Below are 17,806 nucleotides of genomic sequence, written 5' to 3'. Positions count from 1 at the left end.
CCGTCAGTGGTTGAGCGCCAAGTCGCGATGGCCGGCGATCGCATGCGAGGCCAGTTGGCTAGGCCAAGCCGTTCAACCCGTTCGAGCCCAACAGCACGCCGCCGGGGCCGCCGACGTTAGGGCTACCCTTCGTAGGGCCGGCCCCGCCATTGCCGCCATTGCCGCCGTCGCCGAACAGTCCGGCGGCGCCGCCATAACCGCCATTGCCGCCCGTCACCGTGCCGGTGCCGCCGGCTCCGCCGTTACCGCCGTTGCCGAAGAATCCGCTGTTGCCGCCCCTTTCGCCGGTCCCACCCGTCACGCCGGTCCCCCCGGCCCCGCCCGGTCCGCCGTTGTACAAGCCGCCACCACCTACCCCGCCGACTCCGCCGGTGCCGGTGACGCTGTCGCCGCCAGTCCCGCCGGCTCCGCCGTTGGAGAGCAATCCCAGTCCGCCTATTCCGCCACCCCCGCCGACGTTGCTGGTGCTGAAACCGCCGGTGCCCCCGGCCCCGCCGTTGTTGAACAGCCCGGTGCCGCCGTTCCCGCCGAAGCCGCCTACGCCCGTGGTCGTGGGCCCGCCGGTGCCGCCCGCCCCGGCGATGCCGAATAGTCCGGAATTACCCCCGTCGCCGCCGTTCCCGCCGGCGGTGACGCCGTACCCGCCGGGGCCGCCGGTGCCGCCGCTGGAGAAGGAGAACAACCCACTGGTCCCGCCCATACCGCCGTTTCCGCCAACCCCCGCCAATGCCATACCGCCGGCTCCCCCGGTACCCCCGGTACCCCACAGCCATCCCCCGACTCCGCCGGCGCCGCCCGTCGTCCTGCCGATTCCGCCGGCGCCGCCGGCGCCGCCAGTGCCGAACAGCCCGGCACCACCGCCATTGCCGCCGTTTTGGCCAGGTCCGCCGGACCCTCCGGCCCCGCCGTTACCGATCAGGATGCCGCCGTCGCCGCCGTTTGCCCCGGTACCCGGGGCCCCGTTGGCGCCGTTGCCGATCAGCGGCCGCCCGAACAGCGCCTGGGTGGGCGCGTTGATGAGGTCGAGGAGGGGCTGCAGCGGTGCTGCGGCAGCGGCCTCAGCGCTGGCATACGCGTTCGCGCCCGCCGTCAGGGTGGCCTCGAACTGGGCCTGGAACGCCGCGGCCTGCGCGCTCAATGCCTGATAGGCCTGGCCGTGCGCCGTGAAAAGCGCTGCGATGGCCGCGGACACGTCGTCGGCGCCCGCTGCCAGCACCCCGATCGTCGGGGCAGCCGCTGCGGCATTGGCCTCGCTGAGTACCGAACCGATATTCGCCAGATCTGTTGCCGCCGCTGCCACCATCTCCGGTGGCACCACCACATACGACATCGCTTCCTCCCGACCAGGTCGTCATCGACGCAGGGAATACGAGCGTCGCGCGAGGGGGTCGTGGGAGCTAGGGCATTTCGCCCCTACTGGGTGGCGCCTTTAGACAGGTTTTCCAGAGCGGAACTCAGAATGATCCGACGTTCCCGGGCTGGCCGAGCAGGATTCCGCCGTCGCCGGGATTACCTGGGGCGCCGGCGCCGGACTTACCGACATTGCCGGCGTTGCCGCCGTTACCGATCAGCACGGCGTTGCCACCGTTGCCTCCGTTGCCGCCAGTGACACCGTTCGGTCCGGCGCCGCCACCGGCGCCACCGGCACCTCCGTCCCCGATTGCGCCGCCCTTTCCGCCGTTCCCGCCGTTGCCCCCATCGCCCCCGCCATTGCCGTTGAACCCGGCGCCGCCGGTTCCACCCACTCCGCCGGTACCGAACAGCGCTCCGGCGTCGCCGCCGGTTCCGCCATTTCCACCGGTGGCAGAGCTGTTGGCGAGCGCCGTGTAACCGGCACCACCAACGCCGCCGGCACCGCCGTTGCCGAACAAGCCGCCGGTTCCGCCGTGCCCTCCATTACCGCCTGTCGTGGACAGGAGAGCGAAGGGCATCTGACCGGCCCCGCCGGCGCCGCCGGCCCCGCCGTCGCCCGAGATCAACCCGCCGTTGCCGCCGGCACCGCCGACCCCGCCCTGGAGCTGGCCCGTGCCGCCGACGCCGCCGGTGCCGCCGTCACCGAAGAGTGTCCCGCCAGAGCCGCCGTTGCCGCCTGCCCCGCCCGGTCCGTTGGTGCTGGTGCCACCGGAACCGCCGGTGCCTCCACCACCGCCGAAGAAACCACCCGCTCCGCCATTGCCCCCCGCTCCGGCGCTGGCCGCCCCGCTGCCGCCGCTACCGCCGACCCCACCGGCGCCGAAAAGTGTTCCGCCGTTGCCACCGATCCCGCCGTTGCCGCCGCCGCCGCCGTTCGTTCCGCTGCCGCCGGCGCCGCCGGCGCCACCGTTGCCGAACAACAGGCCCCCGGCCCCGCCGGCACCGCCGACGGCACCGCTGCCGGCAGAAGCGGAACCGCCGGAACCGCCTGAGCCGCCATTACCGAACAGTCCCGCAGCACCACCGTTACCGCCCTGCTGGCCGGTGGGTCCGGAGGCGCCGGACCCTCCGGCCCCGCCGTCGCCGAGCAACCAGCCGCCTGGCGAACCATTGAGTCCCGACCCTGCTGGTGCGTTGGCGCCGTTGCCGATCAGCGGGCGCCCGGTGAGCGCCTGGATGGGTGAGTTCACAAAGTCCAGCGCGGCCGCCTGCGCGTTGGCGGCTTCAGCGCCGGCGTATGCGTCGGCGTTGCCGCTCAACAGCTGCATGAATTGGGCGTGAAATGACGCCGCTTGTGCGCTGAGGACCTGGTAGGCCTGCCCGTGCAGGCCGAACATCGCCGAAATAGCCACAGATATCTCGTCGGCACCGGCCGCGAGTACCGAAGTGGTGGGAATTGCTGCGGCGGCGTTGGCTTCGGTGAGCACCGACCCGATGCCCGCCACGTCGGATGCCGCCGCGGACAGCAACTCTGGTGCGACATTGAGAAACGACACGTCAACCTCCCGATAGGTTGTCGCAACTGGTGGTACCGGTTGGCATTGACCGAATTACCACGAAGTGCGGATTCGCATCGTAATTCCATCGCGGTCACGATGCGGCGGGAATTTTAAAGGTTGTCAGGCTCTTAAATCCGGCGGCCGTTACTGCCGGTAGCCGGCAAGGAAGTTGCCGAGCCGCTCGATGGCCTTGGCCAGATCGCGTGCCCACGGCAACGTGACGATACGCAGGTGATCCGGTTCGGGCCAGTTGAATCCGGTTCCCTGGGTAACGAGGATCTTCTCCTGCAGCAGCAGGTCGAGGACGAGTTGTTCGTCGTCGGCGATGTCGTAGACCTCGGGGTCCAGCCGCGGGAAGGCATACAGCGCGCCTTCCGGCTTGGTGCACGAGACGCCCGGAATCTCGTTGAGTTTGTTCCACGCGACGTCGCGCTGTTCGAGTAGGCGGCCGCCGGGCAGCACCAGGTCCTCGATGCTCTGATGTCCGCCGAGCGCGACCTGAATCGCGTGCTGCGCAGGCACATTCGGGCATAGGCGCATGTTGGCCAGCAGGCTGATCCCCTCGATGAAGCTGCCGGCATGGTCCTTGGGGCCGGTGATCGCCAGCCAACCGGCCCGGTATCCGGCGACCCGGTAGGCCTTCGACAGACCGTTGAACGTCAGGCACAGCATGTCGGGTGCCAGGGACGCCACGCTGATGTGCTTGGCGTCGTCGTAGAGGATCTTGTCGTAGATTTCGTCGGCGAGCAGCAGCAGTTGATGCTTGCGCGCCAGAGCGACCATCTGCGTGAGGATTTCGCGGCTGTATACCGCCCCGGTCGGGTTGTTCGGATTGATCACCACCAGCGCCTTGGTGCGCTCAGTGATCTTGGACTCGAGGTCGGCGATATCGGGCTCCCAGCCCTGGGTTTCGTCGCACAGATAGTGCACCGGCGTGCCACCGGCCAGCGAGGTCGACGCCGTCCACAGCGGGTAGTCCGGCGCGGGAATCAACACCTGGTCGCCGTTGTCGAGCAGGGCCTGCAGCGTCATCGTGATCAGCTCGGAAACGCCGTTGCCCAGATAGACGTCGTCGACGTCGAACCGGGGGAAGCCGTCGACGAGTTCGTAGCGGGTCACCACCGCGCGGCGCGCCGGCAGGATTCCCTTGGAGTCGGAGTACCCCTGCGCATAGGGCAGCGCCTGGATCATGTCGCGCATGATTACGTCGGGTGCCTCGAAGCCGAACGGCGCCGGGTTACCGATGTTGAGCTTGAGGATGCGGTGTCCCTCGGCCTCCAGCCGCGCGGCGTGCTGGTGTACCGGCCCGCGGATCTCGTACAGAACGTCCTGCAGCTTGGACGACTGCGCGAATACACGCTGCCGGTGATGGCCGGAGGTGTGCGCGGGCAGTTGATGAGTGGTCACGTCAACCATGGTCCCATCGCTGTCCACCGAAATTTGCTGATCGGTGCAAAACCGTGATCAGCGCTTACCCGGCGGGCGCGCACCCTTAGCCAGGCCCAACCCCTTGACCGGCGCGGCGGGTGCGGCCGGCGCACCGGCGTCGCCGTTGGTATCGGCAGGTTCCGGCTTTGCTTCATCCTCCGCCTGTGGTTCGGCAGGTGCGGCGGGCGCGGCAGGTGCTGCGGGTGCGGCAGGTGCGCTCTTCTTCGCACCCGGCCGCTTGGCGCCGGCTGCAATGCCCAGCCCCTTCACCGGAACCTCGGGCTTGGCCGGTTCGGCAGGAGCTTCCGCGGGCGCTGCCTCCGCCTTTGCCGGCTCCGCCTTTGCCGGCTCGGCCTTTGCCGGCTCGGCTGCGGGCGCGGTCTTCTTGGCTCCGGGACGCTTCGCGCCGGCGGCCATGCCGAGGCCCTTGACGGGCGCGGCCGGAGTGGCCGATTCCGCCGGCGCGGCTTCTGCGGGTGCCTCGGTGGCTTTGCCGGCTTCGGCGGGCGCGGCCTTCTTGGCACCGGGGCGCTTGGCGCCTGCGGCCATGCCGAGCCCCTTGGTGGGGGCGGCCGGTGCGGCGGCTTCCTCCGTTGCCGGAGCTGCGGCGGCTGCCGGTGCCTTCTTGGCACCGGGGCGTTTGGCGCCACCCGCCACACCTAGGCCCTTCACCGGCGCAGCGGCCGCTGCGGGCTTCTCGGCGGGCTCGGCGGGCTTCTCGGCGGGTGCTTCCGCAGGCGCCGCTGCCGGGGCGGCCGCGGCGGCCTTGGGCTTGGCCTTCTCCACCTTGGCGGCTCGCTCCTCGGCTTCCTTTGCCGCCGTGCCCTTTTCCGGCAGCTTCACGCTGTCGCGGTCCAGCGATGCCAGCAGCACCTGGGCCACGTCGAGTACCTCGACGCCGCTACGCCCCGCTTCTTCCTGGCGGTCGCCGACGCCGTCGGTGACCATCACCCGGCAGAACGGGCATGCGACAGCGACGGTGGTGGCGTTCGTGGCCAGCGCCTCGTCGACGCGTTCGTGGTTGATGCGCTTACCGATGTGTTCTTCCATCCACATGCGCGCACCGCCGGCGCCGCAGCAGAAGCTGCGCTCGGCGTGGCGGGGCATCTCGGTGAGGTTGGCCCCCGCGGCACCGATCAGCTCCCGCGGCGCCTCGTACACCTTGTTGTGGCGACCCAGGTAGCACGGGTCGTGGTAAGTGATGTCCTGCGAGACCGAGTTGACCGGAACCAGCTTGTTATCGCGCACCAGTCGGTTCAGCAACTGCGTGTGATGCAGCACGGAGTAGTTGCTGCCGAGCTGCCGGTATTCCTTGCCGAGGGTGTTGAAGCAGTGCGGGCAGGTGACGACGACCTTGCGGTCGACGGTCTCCACACCTTCGAACACCCCGTCCAGAGTTTCGACTGCCTGCTGAGCAAGCTGCTGGAACAGGAACTCGTTGCCCGAGCGGCGCGCGGAGTCGCCGTTGCAGGTTTCGCCGGCGCCCAGCACCAGGAACTTGACCCCGGCGATCGACAGCAACTCGGCGACGGCCTTGGTGGTCTTCTTCGCCTTGTCGTCATAGGCGCCCGCGCAGCCGACCCAGAACAGGTACTCGAAGCCGTCGAAGCTCTCGACGTCCTGACCGTAGACGGGGACGTCGAAGTCGACCTCGTCGATCCAGGCGGTGCGGTCGGAGGCGTTCTGGCCCCACGGGTTGCCCTTGTTCTCCAGGTTCTTGAACAGTGCGGACAGCTCGGAGGGGAACTCAGACTCCATCATCACCTGGTAACGGCGCATATCGACGATGTGATCGATGTGTTCAATATCCACCGGGCACTGCTCGACGCACGCGCCGCAGGTCACGCAGGACCACAACACGTCGGGGTCGATCACGCCGCCCTGCTCGGCGGTGCCGACCAGCGGACGGGCGGCCTGCTCTGGTCCGTGCCCCGGGACCCGGCCGAAACCCGATTCCGGAACATGATGGCCCTCTTCGTGGACCGTCTCGAGGTCCAGACCTTCCAGCGGCTCCGCCTTCTTCTCGCCCAGGATGTAGGGCGCCTTGGCCATCCAGTGATCGCGGAGGTCCATGATCACGAGCTTGGGTGACAGCGGCTTGGCGGTGTTCCAAGCGGGACACTGCGATTGGCATCGCCCGCACTCGGTACAGGTGGCGAAGTCGAGCATGCCCTTCCAGGTGAAGTCCTCGATCTTCCCGCGGCCGAAAACGGCGTCGTCCGGCGGGTTTTCGAAGTCGATGGGCTTGCCGTCGGCCTCCAGCGGCAATAGCGGGCCCAGTCCGTCGGGCAGGCGCTTGAAGGTGACGTTGATGGGAGCCAGGAAGATGTGCAGGTGCTTGGAGTGCAGCACGATCAGCAGGAAGACGAGCGCCACGGCGATGTGGGCCAACAGCGCGATGGTCTCGATCCACTCATTGGCGGTGGTGCCCAGCGGGCTCATCAGCGTGCCCATGGCATGGGAGAAGAAGGCGCCGCCGCCGTAGGGGAGAGTTCCCGTGTTCGCCGAGGCGCCGCGGAAGATCGCGAACGTCAAGATGACCAGAAAGATCATGAACAGGATGAGCCACGCGCCTCCGGTGTGTGAGCCGTAGAACCGTGACTGGCGGCCGTATTCCTTGGGTTCGGAGCGCAATCGGATGATCGCGAATGTGACGATGCCGAAGACCACGCTGAGCGCGATGAAGTCCTGCAGGAAGCCCAGAGCGTCCCAACGGCCGACGATCGGAATGTGGAAATTGGATTGGAAAAGGGTGCCGTAGGCCTCGATATAAACGGTGACGAGGATGAAGAAGCCCCACATCGTGAAAAAGTGCGCCAGACCGGGGATCGACCACTTGAGCAACTTGCGTTGTCCGAAGACCTCGGCGATCTGTGTCCAGATTCGGGTGCCGATGTCGTCGGTACGTCCCGAGACCGGTTGCCCGGACATGACGAGCTTGTACAACCACCAGACACGCTTGAGCGCCAGTGCGCCCACCACCGCGGTCATGCCCAAGCCCACGATGAGCCGGATGAGGGTCTGCGTGGTCACCGAAGGCCACCTCGATTCGTCGTCATTCAGAAGCGATGAGGCGCGGAAGCGCCTTTGCTAGTCAACAGGTTCATACTGACATCTCCGGGACGTCGGCTGCGAGATAGGCAAACCTAAGTTTGCGCAGATCACCAGCCCAGCGCGGCGGGGTGTGATGAGGCGTACACCTCAGCTTTGCGGAGCAAGCATCGCCCGCAGCATCGAGAGCATCTCTGAGCGTGAGCCGGCACCGAGACGACGGCGGATGCGGGCGACGTGGTGCTCGACGGTTTTTGCCGAGATGAACAGCTGCGCTCCGATATCGCGGTAGGGCAGGCCGAGCAGAAGGAGTTCGGCGACTTCGCGTTCGCGGTCGGACAACGGTGTTCCCGAGGGCGGCTGACGGGGGGCTGCCGCAGGGGCTTCCACCTGACCCTCTGTATTGAGCGCCTCCACCGAGCCCATGCCGATTTTGAGGTCACGGGCCAGTTGCAGCATGGCACCGGACACCCGTGGATCCGACGTCTGCAGCGCTGCCTGACCAGCGAGCCGGGTGGCATCGGAGGTCAGCCCGACATGTGCCAGGGAACGTGCCGCGGCCCCGACCTCGTCGGCGTCCACCTGCCCGGCAAGAACCCGTAACCACGTCCGCCCGGCAACCGAAAGCGCTTGAGCGAGAACGCTTTGCGCGGCCGCGGCGCTGAGGGCCTGACCGTGGGGCGCGACGGATTCCGGTGAACTGGCCAGGATTCCTGCGTGCACACCCGCCCAGTGCAGCGGAACCGACCACAGCGGCGGGTTTCCGAGGGAATTGAGCAGCGCGAACGCCTGATCCAGGGCGTGTTGCAACTGGTCCACCTGGCGCATGCGGGCTGCCGCAACCCACAGCTCGCCGAGTGGTAGCAGCGCGAACAGGTCCAGGGAGTACTCGGAGAGCACCTCTACGGCCGCGTACCAATGCTTTTGGAGGGCACCGGTATCGCCGCTGCGCCGCGCGATTGCGGTCTGCAGGGCGGCGGCCCACAACGCGTCGCGGCGATGCAGGGCCGCGCCGGATACCGCGGCGACGTCTGCGCCGGCGGAAGGTAGTTGGCCGTCCTGCATTTTGATCCAGCCGCAGAGCAGCACATGGCGGTGCTTGAACAACGCATGAGCGTCGGCGCGCACGGCGCGCCCGATCACGCTATGGGCGCGGACAGGGTCCCCGCCGTGTATCGCGGCCAAGGTGGCGAGTGCGGCCGGGCTGTCGGGGAAGGCTTCGCTGATCGGTTGTTCCGCCGCGATGGATCCGCTCAGTTTGGCCATGGCAGCGGAATACGGCTGGTCCATGGTCAGCAGCAGGCCCTCGGCCAGGTTGCGGGATGCGCGCGCGGCGATTGTCGGCGGCCCGGAGTCCTTAAGTCGTACCGCGGCATGGGCGGTCGCGAGGTCGCCCGTCGCCGCAAGCACGATCGCACCCGCCGAGCCCACCACCGAATCCGGATACGGACCGAGCCAGCCGAACAATTCGGCCGCGTGGCCGGAGTTGCCGTCGTGCATGGCCACGCTGGCTGCGATCCGCACGGCGGCGGCACGCTCGGCGAAGTCCGGGGACCCGAGCAGGTCGTCGGCGAGCGACGCGGCGGCCGCGCACTCTCCGCTGAGGGCGAGCGAGTCTGCCAGTAGAGGTGCCAGGCTGGAAGCGCCGATGTTCACCGCTGCCTGGTAAAGGCGCGTGGCATAGGCTGCATCGCAACGAATTTCGGCTGCGCGACGGGAGAGGATCGCTGACAACCGTTCGTCGCACAGGCCGTGTTCGGCCAGTCGCAGCGCGAAGTCGGGCGTCACGGTTGAGATGTCGAGTTGTGAACGCAGTAGCGAAGTTTCGACTTCACGGTGGTGGGCGTTGCCGATGATCTGGGCGACGCAATCATGAACAAGCTGCAGGAACGCGGGCGAATGCGACGGCTCGATCAGCCCGGTGGCGTGCGCCCGGTCGACCAGTGCTCTGGCGTCAGGTGCCGAAATGCCAAGCGCGGCGGCAATATCGGCGGAACCAAGGGTGTGGGCCAGTGACATGATCAGCAGAGCGTCAAGGTCGGGTTCGTCGATTCGGCGCAATCGTTCGATCAGCGCGAGTTTGGTGGCATGTGCCTGGCCTCCGGTGGATGACGCGTGGACGAGAAACGGCAGACCTCCGGTGTAGGCGAGTTGATGTTCGGTGACCGGTAGCGGGCCAAGCACTATGCGCGGTCTGTCCCGCGCGATAGCCGTCGCCAGGGAGCGCAGAGCCGCGCGCTGCTCATGGGCCTCGGCGGCGGCAACGACCGTCGCGCCGGCGTCGCCGACGCGTTCGGCGAGCTTGAGCAGGTCGGCGTCATCGAGCAGGTGCGCGTCGTCGACGACGAATGCCGTTCCGGGCGGATCGTCGTTTCGCGGCGGTCGAGTCCGAACCGGGACGCCGGCGTGGCGCAGGCTCTCGCGGGCGGCAGTCAGAAAGGTGGTTTTTCCGGTGCCGATGCCACCGACGATGATGGCCTTGATCGGCGTCACCGCGGCATCAGCAAGATCGCCGAGGACATCCCGGGCAGCACGCGGGAACTCCATGCGCATACCCCCTGAGTTCCATAGGTGGCCACCAGCGGCTTTTTCACCATAGCCGTCCCTGCCCCGTAACCCCGTCATTCCCCTAACGTGCCACCCCCTAACAGGCGCCGGGGGTGGACGGGGTTCGCACCGAACACCGGTGTCTGCGCAGCGGATAGCATCTTGCTAGTGCTTTATTCGGCGGGCGTTTGCCATAGGGAGATGGGTGATGGCTAATTCGTTGCTCGACTTCGTGATCTCACTTGTGCGTGATCCGGAAGTCGCTGCGCGCTACGCCGCCAACCCCGCTCAGGCCATTGCCGACGCGCACCTTACCGACGTGACCAGCGTCGATGTCAACAACTTGATCCCGATGGTGTCGGATTCGCTGTCGATGGGCGGACCTACAGGGGCCGCCACCGGAATGCCTGTCGCTGATCACGGCAATGTGTGGGCGAGTGGTGCGGCAACGGCGGCATTCGATGCCTTCGCGCCACATCCGCCGGCTGCGGTGGTGCCTCAGCACGCGGCCATCGGTGGATTCGATGGCGTCATCAACCAACCCGCGGCGCATCTGCCGGCCGATGCGGTTGCGGGTCCGCCCGCAGCGGCGATTGGGCATCCTGAACCATCACAGCTGCTCATAGGTGGTGGAGCGCCAGAAATTGCGTTCGACCACGGCGGCTTTCCGGCCAGCGACCCGGGCATATGGGACCACTCCGTGATCCACCCGGACGCCCATCCGCACGAGGGACAGCCTGATCACCACGGCTTCGGCATCGACGGATTGCACGGCTGATCTTCGTTCCGTCACCCGATCCTTCTGGCGGCCCTGACCGTCGACGAGTAGTGTTTGACGTGCATAAATGCTGTAAACGGGGGTGGTTTCAGCGCTGGATTGGGGGTCCCACTTTTCCCCTAATCCCCTAATGGGGCGGCCCTAGCTATCCCGATAGGTGTTCCCCCGGCTGGGGGTACCGACCCCGATTTGGGGGAGCCGCTAAATCCATACGGTTTATGACAGAGCGCCGGTCACTTCGGCGAACAACTTCACGGTTTTGATCGAAGGGAAAAGAAGATGACCTCGCTAGTGGACTACATCCTGAGCCTGTTCCGCAGTGAAGAGGCTGCACAGTCTTTCGTCGCGGCTCCTGGACAGGCTATGACCAACGCCGGGCTGATCAACGTCTCTCCCGCCGAGGTCTCCTCGGCGGTCGCGAGCGCAGTCCCGGGCGCGGTCGTTTCCTCTGACGACCCGATCGGCGCCCTGCAGCAGGCGGTGGCTGATCAGCATGGTTTCGCGATCCCGTCGGCGGATCCGGGCGTCGTGTCCAGTTTCATCGCGCAAGACGCCGGTCCCATCATCGGCAACGCCGGACTGGTGGCCAACGACGCCGGTCTCGTTGCCACGGACGCGGGCCTCATCGCAGCAGACGCCGGCGTGGGATTGGCCGGCGCGGTTGCCTCCGACGTAGGAGTGGGGCTGGCCAGTGGTTTCAACGCCGGGTTGGCCGGTCAGACGGGATTGGGTGTGCAGACCGGTGTTGTCGGGGCGGCCCCCGGTCTGGCGTTCGTCGAGCCGACCGGTGGTGTGGGCGCCGGTGTCGGAGTCGGAGCCCAGGCCGGCCTCGGGGTCGGCTTCGGAGTGCAAGCCGGCATCGGTGCGCAGGTTGGTGCCGGACTTGGCGCCGGGATCGGAACCGGAGTGGGCGTAGGTGCGCAGGCCGGCGTTGAGTTCGGTGTTCAAGCCGAGATTGGTGCCCAGGCCGGCGTAGTCGGCGGTATCGGCGGCGGCGCTGGTGTCGGACTCGGCGGCGGGATTGGTGGTCAGGCTGGTATCGGTCTCGGTGGCCAGGTCGGTGTGGGCGGTGTCATCGGCGGCGGTGTAGGTGGCCAGGTGGGCGGTGGACTCGGTGGCGCCGTTGGCGCTGGTGTTGGTGGTCAGGTCGGCGGTGGTCTCGGTGGTGCCGTTGGCGCTGGTGGTCAGGTTGGCGGTGCGATCGGTGCTGGTGGTCAGGTTGGTGGGGCCATTGGTGGTCAGGTCGGCGGCGCGATCGGCGGTGGTGTTGGTGGTCAGGTCGGCGGTGGTCTCGGTGGCGCCGTTGGCGCTGGTGGCCAGGTTGGCGGTGCGATCGGCGGTGGTATCGGCGGTGGTGTTGGTGGTCAGGTCGGCGGTGGTCTCGGCGGCGCCGTTGGCGCTGGTGGCCAGGTTGGCGGTGCGATCGGTGCTGGTGGTCAGGTTGGTGGGGCCATTGGTGGTCAGGCTGGTGGCGCGATCGGCGGTGGTGTTGGTGGTCAGGTCGGCGGTGGTCTCGGTGGTGCCGTAGGTGCTGGCGGTCAGGTTGGCGGTGCGATCGGTGCTGGTGGTCAGGTTGGTGGGGCCATTGGTGGTCAGGCTGGTGGCGCGATCGGTGGTGGTGTTGGTGGTCAGGTCGGCGGTGGTCTCGGTGGTGCCGTAGGTGCTGGTGGCCAGGTTGGCGGTGCGATCGGTGCTGGTGGTCAGGTTGGTGGGGCCATTGGTGGTCAGGCTGGTGGCGCGATCGGTGGTGGTGTTGGTGGTCAGGTCGGCGGTGGTCTCGGTGGTGCCGTTGGCGCTGGTGGCCAGGTTGGCGGTGCGATCGGTGCTGGTGGTCAGGTTGGTGGGGCGATTGGTGGTCAGGCTGGTGGCGCGATCGGTGGTGGTGTTGGTGGCCAGGTCGGCGGTGGTCTCGGTGGTGCCGTAGGTGTTGGTGGCCAGGTTGGCGGTGCGATCGGTGCCGGGGGCCAGGTTGGCGGTGCGATTGGTGGTCAAGCTGGTGGCGCGATCGGCGGTGGTGTTGGTGGTCAGGTCGGCGGCGGTATCGGTGGTGCCGTAGGTGCTGGCGGTCAGGTTGGCGGTGCGATCGGTGCCGGTGGTCAGGTCGGTGGGGCCATTGGTGGTCAGGCTGGTGGCGCGATCGGCGGTGGACTCGGTGGCGGTATCGGTGCCGGTGGTCAGGTCGGCGGTGGCCTTGGTGGCGCCGTTGGCGCTGGCGGTCAGGTTGGCGGTGCGATCGGTGCCGGTGGCCAGGTCGGTGGTGCGATCGGTGCCGGTGGTCAGGTCGGTGGGGCCATTGGTGGTCAGGCTGGTGGCGCGATCGGCGGTGGACTCGGTGGCGGTATCGGTGCCGGCGGCCAGGTTGGTGGCGGTCTCGGTGGTGCCGTGGGTGCCGGTGGCCAAGTTGGTGGCGGTCTCGGCGGTGCCGTGGGTGCTGGCGGTCAGGTCGGTGGGGCCATTGGTGGTCAGGCCGGCGGCGCGATCGGCGGTGGCCTCGGGGGCGGTATCGGTGCCGGGGGTCAGGTTGGTGGTGGCCTCGGTGGCGCCGTAGGCGCCGGCGGCCAGGTTGGTGGCGCTGTCGGCGCCCAGGCCGGAATTGCGGCCGGCGGGCAGGCGGGCGCTGTTGCAGGTGCTCAAGCGGGAGTTGCCGGCCAAGCCGGACTCGCCAGTCAGGCGGCCCTGGGTGGACACGCCGCCGCGGCCGGCAGCATCGCCGGCAGCAACGCAGCACTGGGCGCAGGAAGCCAGGCCGGCCTCATCGCCAGCGAGGGCGCCGCGTTGAATGGCGCCGCTACACCGCACGTGGCGGGTCCGATCGGCGGAGTCGGCGTGGGCGGCCAGGCCGGTGCCGCCGGTGGCGCAGGGTTGGGTATCGGCGGCGGCGGAAACACCCCGCTGGCCGGTCACCCGGCCCCGCAGCCGGTCGGAGTGTCAGGTGCAGCCGGCGCCGGAGCCGGGGCGCAGGCCGGCCCCGGCGGTGTCGCGGCGGCAGGTGCGGGCGGGGGCACCGTCGCCACCGGACCCACGACCCCGGCTACTGGACCCGGAGGCGTGGCCACCGGGCCGGGGGCGCATGCAGGTGCGGGGGTCGGCGGTCACGGCGACATCCTGGGCCAGGAAGGCACAACCCTGGGCGGCGGTGTCGGTGCCGGTGGCGCAGGCGGCGTCGGGCCGACCGGCGTGGGGACCGGCGGCGGCGCGGGTGCTGGTGCGGGCGCCGGCGTCACTCCCGGCGATCACGGGCCGACCGTCCCCGCCGGGCAGGGCCCCGTCATCACCGGCGGCGGCGCCGGGACGGCTGGTACGACGCCTCCGGTGGGCGGCGGACACGGTCCCGTGATCCAGACCCCCGGCACACCTGCCGGCACGGGCGGCACCGGCGGCGGCGCCGGCGGAGCGAACCCGCCGGTGATCAACACGCCGCACACGCCGGCCCCGCAGGGGGACACGCCGGCTCCGACCCACCCGGCCCCGGCCGACCACGGCCCGGTGTTCACTCCGCAGCAGCATCAGCCGGTTGAGCAGCCGCAACCGACCCACCACGAGCCGCAGAGCCCGTCGGTGTTCGGTCACGACCCGGCGCCGCACACGCCGCCGGCGCACACCGAGCCGCCGGCGACGCACGGGCCGGCCGACCACCACGGGTTCTGATAACCAGACCCGGCTGCAAAACCGGCGGGGACCTTCGTGGTCCCCGCCGGTTTGTACGCATACCTTGATCTGACAGAGATCTGAGAGACCGCGATCGGAGAGGAGCAGCACGGTGGCACAACCCGATGACCCGCGTCGGGTCAGCGTGATCGTCGAGCTGATTGACCACACGATCGCCATCGCAGAACTGCATGAACGCGGCGATCTCGTGCACCGGCTGCGGCGGGCCCGGGAGCGGATCACCGATCCCCACATCCGGGTAGTGATCGCCGGGCAGCTCAAACAGGGCAAGAGTCAACTGCTCAACTCCCTGCTCAATCTGCCGGTAGCCCGGGTCGGCGACGACGAAGCCACGGTGGTGATCACCATCGTCAGCTACAGCGCCCAACCGTCAGCGCGCCTGGTCCTGGCAGCGGGACCCAACGGCGAAACAACGACGGTCGACATCCCGGTCGAGGAGATCAATGCCGATCTGCGCCGGGCGCCTCAGGCCAACGGACGTCATGTGCTGCGGGTTGAGATCGGCGCGCCCAGCCCCCTGCTGCAGGGCGGTCTGGTGTTCATCGACACCCCCGGCGTCGGCGGCCACGGGCAGCCGCACCTCTCAGCGACGCTCGGTCTGCTGCCCGATGCCGATGCGATGTTGATGGTCAGCGACGCCAGCCAGGAGTTCACCGAACCCGAGATGTGGTTCCTGCGCAAGGCGCACCAGATCTGCCCGGTCGGGGTGATCGTCGCGACTAAGACCGACTTGTATCCGCACTGGCGTCAGATCGTCAACGCCAACGCCAATCACCTCCAGCGAGGCCGGGTGCCCATGCCGATCATCCCGGTTTCGTCGCTGTTGCGCAGCCACGCTGTCAGTCTCAATGACAAAGAACTCAACGACGAGTCCAACTTTCCGGCCGTGGTGAAGTTTCTCAGCGAGAAGGTGCTGACACGGGAAGTTGATCGGGTGCGCGATGAGGTGCTCAACGAAATTCGTTCTGCTGCAGGGCAGTTGACTACCAAGGCGGGGTCGGAGCTGGCTTCGGTCAACGACCCAGGGCTGCGTGACCGGCTGGAAGGCGATCTGCAGCGCCGCAAGCGCGACGCCGAGAACGCGCTGCAGGCGACCGCCCTGTGGCAGCAGGTACTCAACGACGGCTTCACCGATGTGAGCAACGACGTGGACCATGACCTGCGGGCACGCTTTCGCGCCGTCACCGACGAGATCGAAAAGCGCATCGATTCTTGTGACCCCACCCTGCACTGGGCCGAGATCGGCGCCGAAGCCGAGGACGCGGTCGCCACCGCGGTCGGCGACAACTTCGTCTGGGCTTACCAGCGTTCGGCGGCCCTGGCGGACGACGTCGCACGATCCTTCGCGGACGCCGGTTTGAACTCAGTGATGTCGCCGGAGCTGACGTCGCGGCTGATGGCTACCGACTTCGATCAACTCAAAGCGCTCGCCGAGCTGGAATCCAAGCCGCAGGGAAAGGGACAGAAAGCCCTCTCGGGACTTCGCGGGTCCTACGGCGGTGTGGTGATGATCGGCATGCTGTCCTCTGTGGCCGGGCTGGGCCTGTTCAATCCGGTGTCGGTGGGTGCCGGGCTGTTGCTCGGCCGGATGGCCTACAAAGAGGAGAAGCAGAGTCGGCTGCTGCGGGCGCGCGCCGAGGCCAAGGCGAATGTGCGGCGCTTCGTCGATGAGGTGTCGTTCGTCGTCGGCAAGGAATCGCGTGACCGGCTCAAGACGATCCACCGCAAGCTGCGCGACCATTACCGCGATATCGCCAACGAGCTCAGCCGCTCGCTCAACGAGTCCCTGCAGGCCACCTTGACCGCTGCCCACCTCGAGGGCGTGGAGCGCGACACCCGGGTGCGTGAACTGGAGCGGCAACTGGACATCCTGCGCCAGGTCATCGAAAACTTGGACAAACTGCGGCCACAGGCGACCCTAGGACGAGCGTGAGCACAAGCGATCGGGTCCGCGCCATCCTGAACGGAACCATCCAGGCTTATCGGGGAGAACCGGCATACCGTCAGCGCCCGGACGTGTTCCACGAATTGGAGCGCATCGGCGCGCGGCTCAACGAGCCGATCCGCATCGCGTTGGCAGGCACCCTCAAGGCGGGTAAGTCCACGCTGGTCAACGCGCTGGTGGGCGACGATATCGCGCCGACGGACGCGACCGAGGCGACCAGGATCGTCACCTGGTTCAGGCACGGGCCGACACCGAAGGTCACCGCGATCCACCAGGGCGGAAGGCGCAGCAACGTGCCGATCACCCACCGCGACGGGCTGAGTTTCGACCTGCGCAACCTCAACCCGGCGGAGGTGGCCCACCTCGACGTGGAGTGGCCCGCCCAGGAGTTGATGCAAGCCACCATCATCGACACCCCGGGTACCTCGTCGCTTACTCGCGATGCCTCCGAGCGCACGCTGCGACTACTTGTCCCGCCGGACGGGGTGCCACGAGTAGACGCGGTGGTGTTCCTGTTGCGCACCCTCAACGCCGCCGACATCGCTTTGCTCAAACAGATCGGCGGTCTGGTGGGCGGGTCCGCCGGAGCGCTGGGGATCATCGGCGTCGCATCGCGTGCGGACGAGATCGGCGCCGGCCGGATCGACGCGATGCTGTCCGCCAGCGAAGTGGCCAGACGGTTCACCAGCGAGATGAATCAGACCGGCATCTGTCAGGCGGTGGTTCCGGTGTCGGGCCTGCTCGCGATGACCGCGCGCACGCTGCGTCAAAGCGAATTCGTCGCCTTGCAGAAGCTCGCCGGCTCGGACGCCGCCGAACTCAACAAGGCGCTGTTGAGCGTGGATCGCTTCGTGCGCCCGGACAGCCCGCTGCCGGTGGACGCCGCGACCCGTGCTCATCTGCTGGAGCGGTTCGGGATGTTCGGCATCCGGATCTCGATTGCGGTGCTGGCGGCCGGCGTCGCCGATGCCTCCGGGTTGGCCAGCGAACTGCTTGAGCGCAGCGGGTTGGCGACCCTGCGCAACGTCATTGACCAACAGTTCGCACAGCGCTCCGACATGCTCAAGGCCCACACCGCGTTGGTGTCGCTGCGCCGGTTCGTCGAAGCGCACCCGGTGCTGGCCACGCCATATGTGATCGCCGACATCGACCCACTGCTGGCCGACACCCATGCCTTCGAGGAACTCCGACTTCTGAGCCAACTATCTTCGCGCACAACGACTTTGAAAGAACCCGATGTCGTGCTGCTGCGGCGGATCATCGGCGGTTCGGGCACCGGCCCGGCCAGCCGGCTGGGCCTGGATCCCGAGGTCTGCCGGGCCAACCCTCAGGAGGTTTCCCGGGCGGCGTTCGCTGCGGCACAACACTGGCGCCGCCGCGCCGAGCATCCGCTGAACGATCCGTTCACCAGCCGGGCGTGCCGTGCCGCGGTCCGCAGCGCTGAGGCGCTGCTAGCTGAATTCGCCGTCTAGTAGC

At 68.1% G+C, this 17,806-nt stretch carries 9 protein-coding genes and 1 pseudogene; 5 read left to right on the top strand and 5 right to left on the bottom strand.

The features are described 5' to 3' along the window. Window positions 1-58 precede the first annotated feature (58 nt). From ACNQS7_RS16730 to iniR, 5 genes are all read right to left on the bottom strand, one after another. Complete coding sequence (locus tag ACNQS7_RS16730) at window positions 59-1,330, bottom strand: PE family protein (protein WP_418013403.1); 1,272 nt, start codon at window positions 1,328-1,330, stop codon at window positions 59-61. A gap of 124 nt (window positions 1,331-1,454) precedes the next feature. Beyond that, complete coding sequence (locus ACNQS7_RS16725) at window positions 1,455-2,909, bottom strand: PE family protein (protein ID WP_418013402.1); 1,455 nt, start codon at window positions 2,907-2,909, stop codon at window positions 1,455-1,457. Window positions 2,910-3,056: 147 nt separating this feature from the next. After that, window positions 3,057-4,346, bottom strand: a complete 1,290-nt coding sequence (locus ACNQS7_RS16720; RefSeq protein ID WP_055578243.1) for a pyridoxal phosphate-dependent aminotransferase — start codon at window positions 4,344-4,346, stop codon at window positions 3,057-3,059. Window positions 4,347-4,376: 30 nt separating this feature from the next. Further along, entirely contained in the window at window positions 4,377-7,373 is a 2,997-nt protein-coding gene (locus ACNQS7_RS16715) for a heterodisulfide reductase-related iron-sulfur binding cluster (RefSeq protein ID WP_418013401.1), read from the bottom strand. Window positions 7,374-7,541: 168 nt separating this feature from the next. Continuing rightward, window positions 7,542-9,938: an isoniazid response ATPase/transcriptional regulator IniR gene (gene iniR / locus ACNQS7_RS16710; RefSeq protein ID WP_418013400.1), complete on the bottom strand. Its 2,397-nt coding sequence runs from the start codon at window positions 9,936-9,938 to the stop codon at window positions 7,542-7,544. Window positions 9,939-10,146: 208 nt separating this feature from the next. On the opposite strand from iniR, the gene ACNQS7_RS16705 reads away from it, so the two are divergent. The 5 genes and pseudogenes from ACNQS7_RS16705 to iniC all read left to right on the top strand — a co-directional run bounded on the left by ACNQS7_RS16705 (window position 10,147) and on the right by iniC (window position 17,802). Continuing rightward, entirely contained in the window at window positions 10,147-10,716 is a 570-nt protein-coding gene (locus ACNQS7_RS16705; protein WP_418013399.1) for an Rv0340 family IniB-related protein, read from the top strand. 279 nt (window positions 10,717-10,995) lie between these two features. Then, window positions 10,996-11,088: pseudogene (locus tag ACNQS7_RS16700) on the top strand (IniB N-terminal domain-containing protein); the annotation flags it as partial. Between the two features lie 2,403 nt (window positions 11,089-13,491). Next, window positions 13,492-14,364, top strand: coding sequence for a hypothetical protein (locus tag ACNQS7_RS16695; protein ID WP_418016263.1), 873 nt, complete (start codon window positions 13,492-13,494; stop codon window positions 14,362-14,364). Between the two features lie 112 nt (window positions 14,365-14,476). Next, window positions 14,477-16,318: a dynamin family protein gene (locus ACNQS7_RS16690; protein ID WP_418013398.1), complete on the top strand. Its 1,842-nt coding sequence runs from the start codon at window positions 14,477-14,479 to the stop codon at window positions 16,316-16,318. After that, window positions 16,315-17,802 (top strand): isoniazid-induced dynamin-like GTPase IniC, encoded by a 1,488-nt coding sequence (gene iniC, locus ACNQS7_RS16685; RefSeq protein WP_418013397.1) that lies wholly within the window; start codon window positions 16,315-16,317, stop codon window positions 17,800-17,802. Before ACNQS7_RS16690 ends, iniC begins: the two co-directional genes overlap by 4 nt. Window positions 17,803-17,806: the final 4 nt, after the last annotated feature.

The organism is Mycobacterium sp. 23, from assembly GCF_048287075.1.
Lineage (GTDB): Bacteria > Actinomycetota > Actinomycetes > Mycobacteriales > Mycobacteriaceae > Mycobacterium > Mycobacterium gordonae_B.
Note: the sequence above shows the minus strand (reverse complement) of the source record. Positions and strands in the feature narration are given on the sequence as shown.

What these genes read in the sequence shown, in the direction of transcription:
- ACNQS7_RS16730 (WP_418013403.1), bottom strand. Translation starts at nt 1,330, where the DNA reads ATGTCGTATGTGGTGGTGCCACCGGAGATGGTGGCAGCGGCGGCAACA.
- iniR (WP_418013400.1), bottom strand. Translation starts at nt 9,938, where the DNA reads ATGGAGTTCCCGCGTGCTGCCCGGGATGTCCTCGGCGATCTTGCTGAT.
- ACNQS7_RS16705 (WP_418013399.1), top strand. Translation starts at nt 10,147, where the DNA reads ATGGCTAATTCGTTGCTCGACTTCGTGATCTCACTTGTGCGTGATCCG.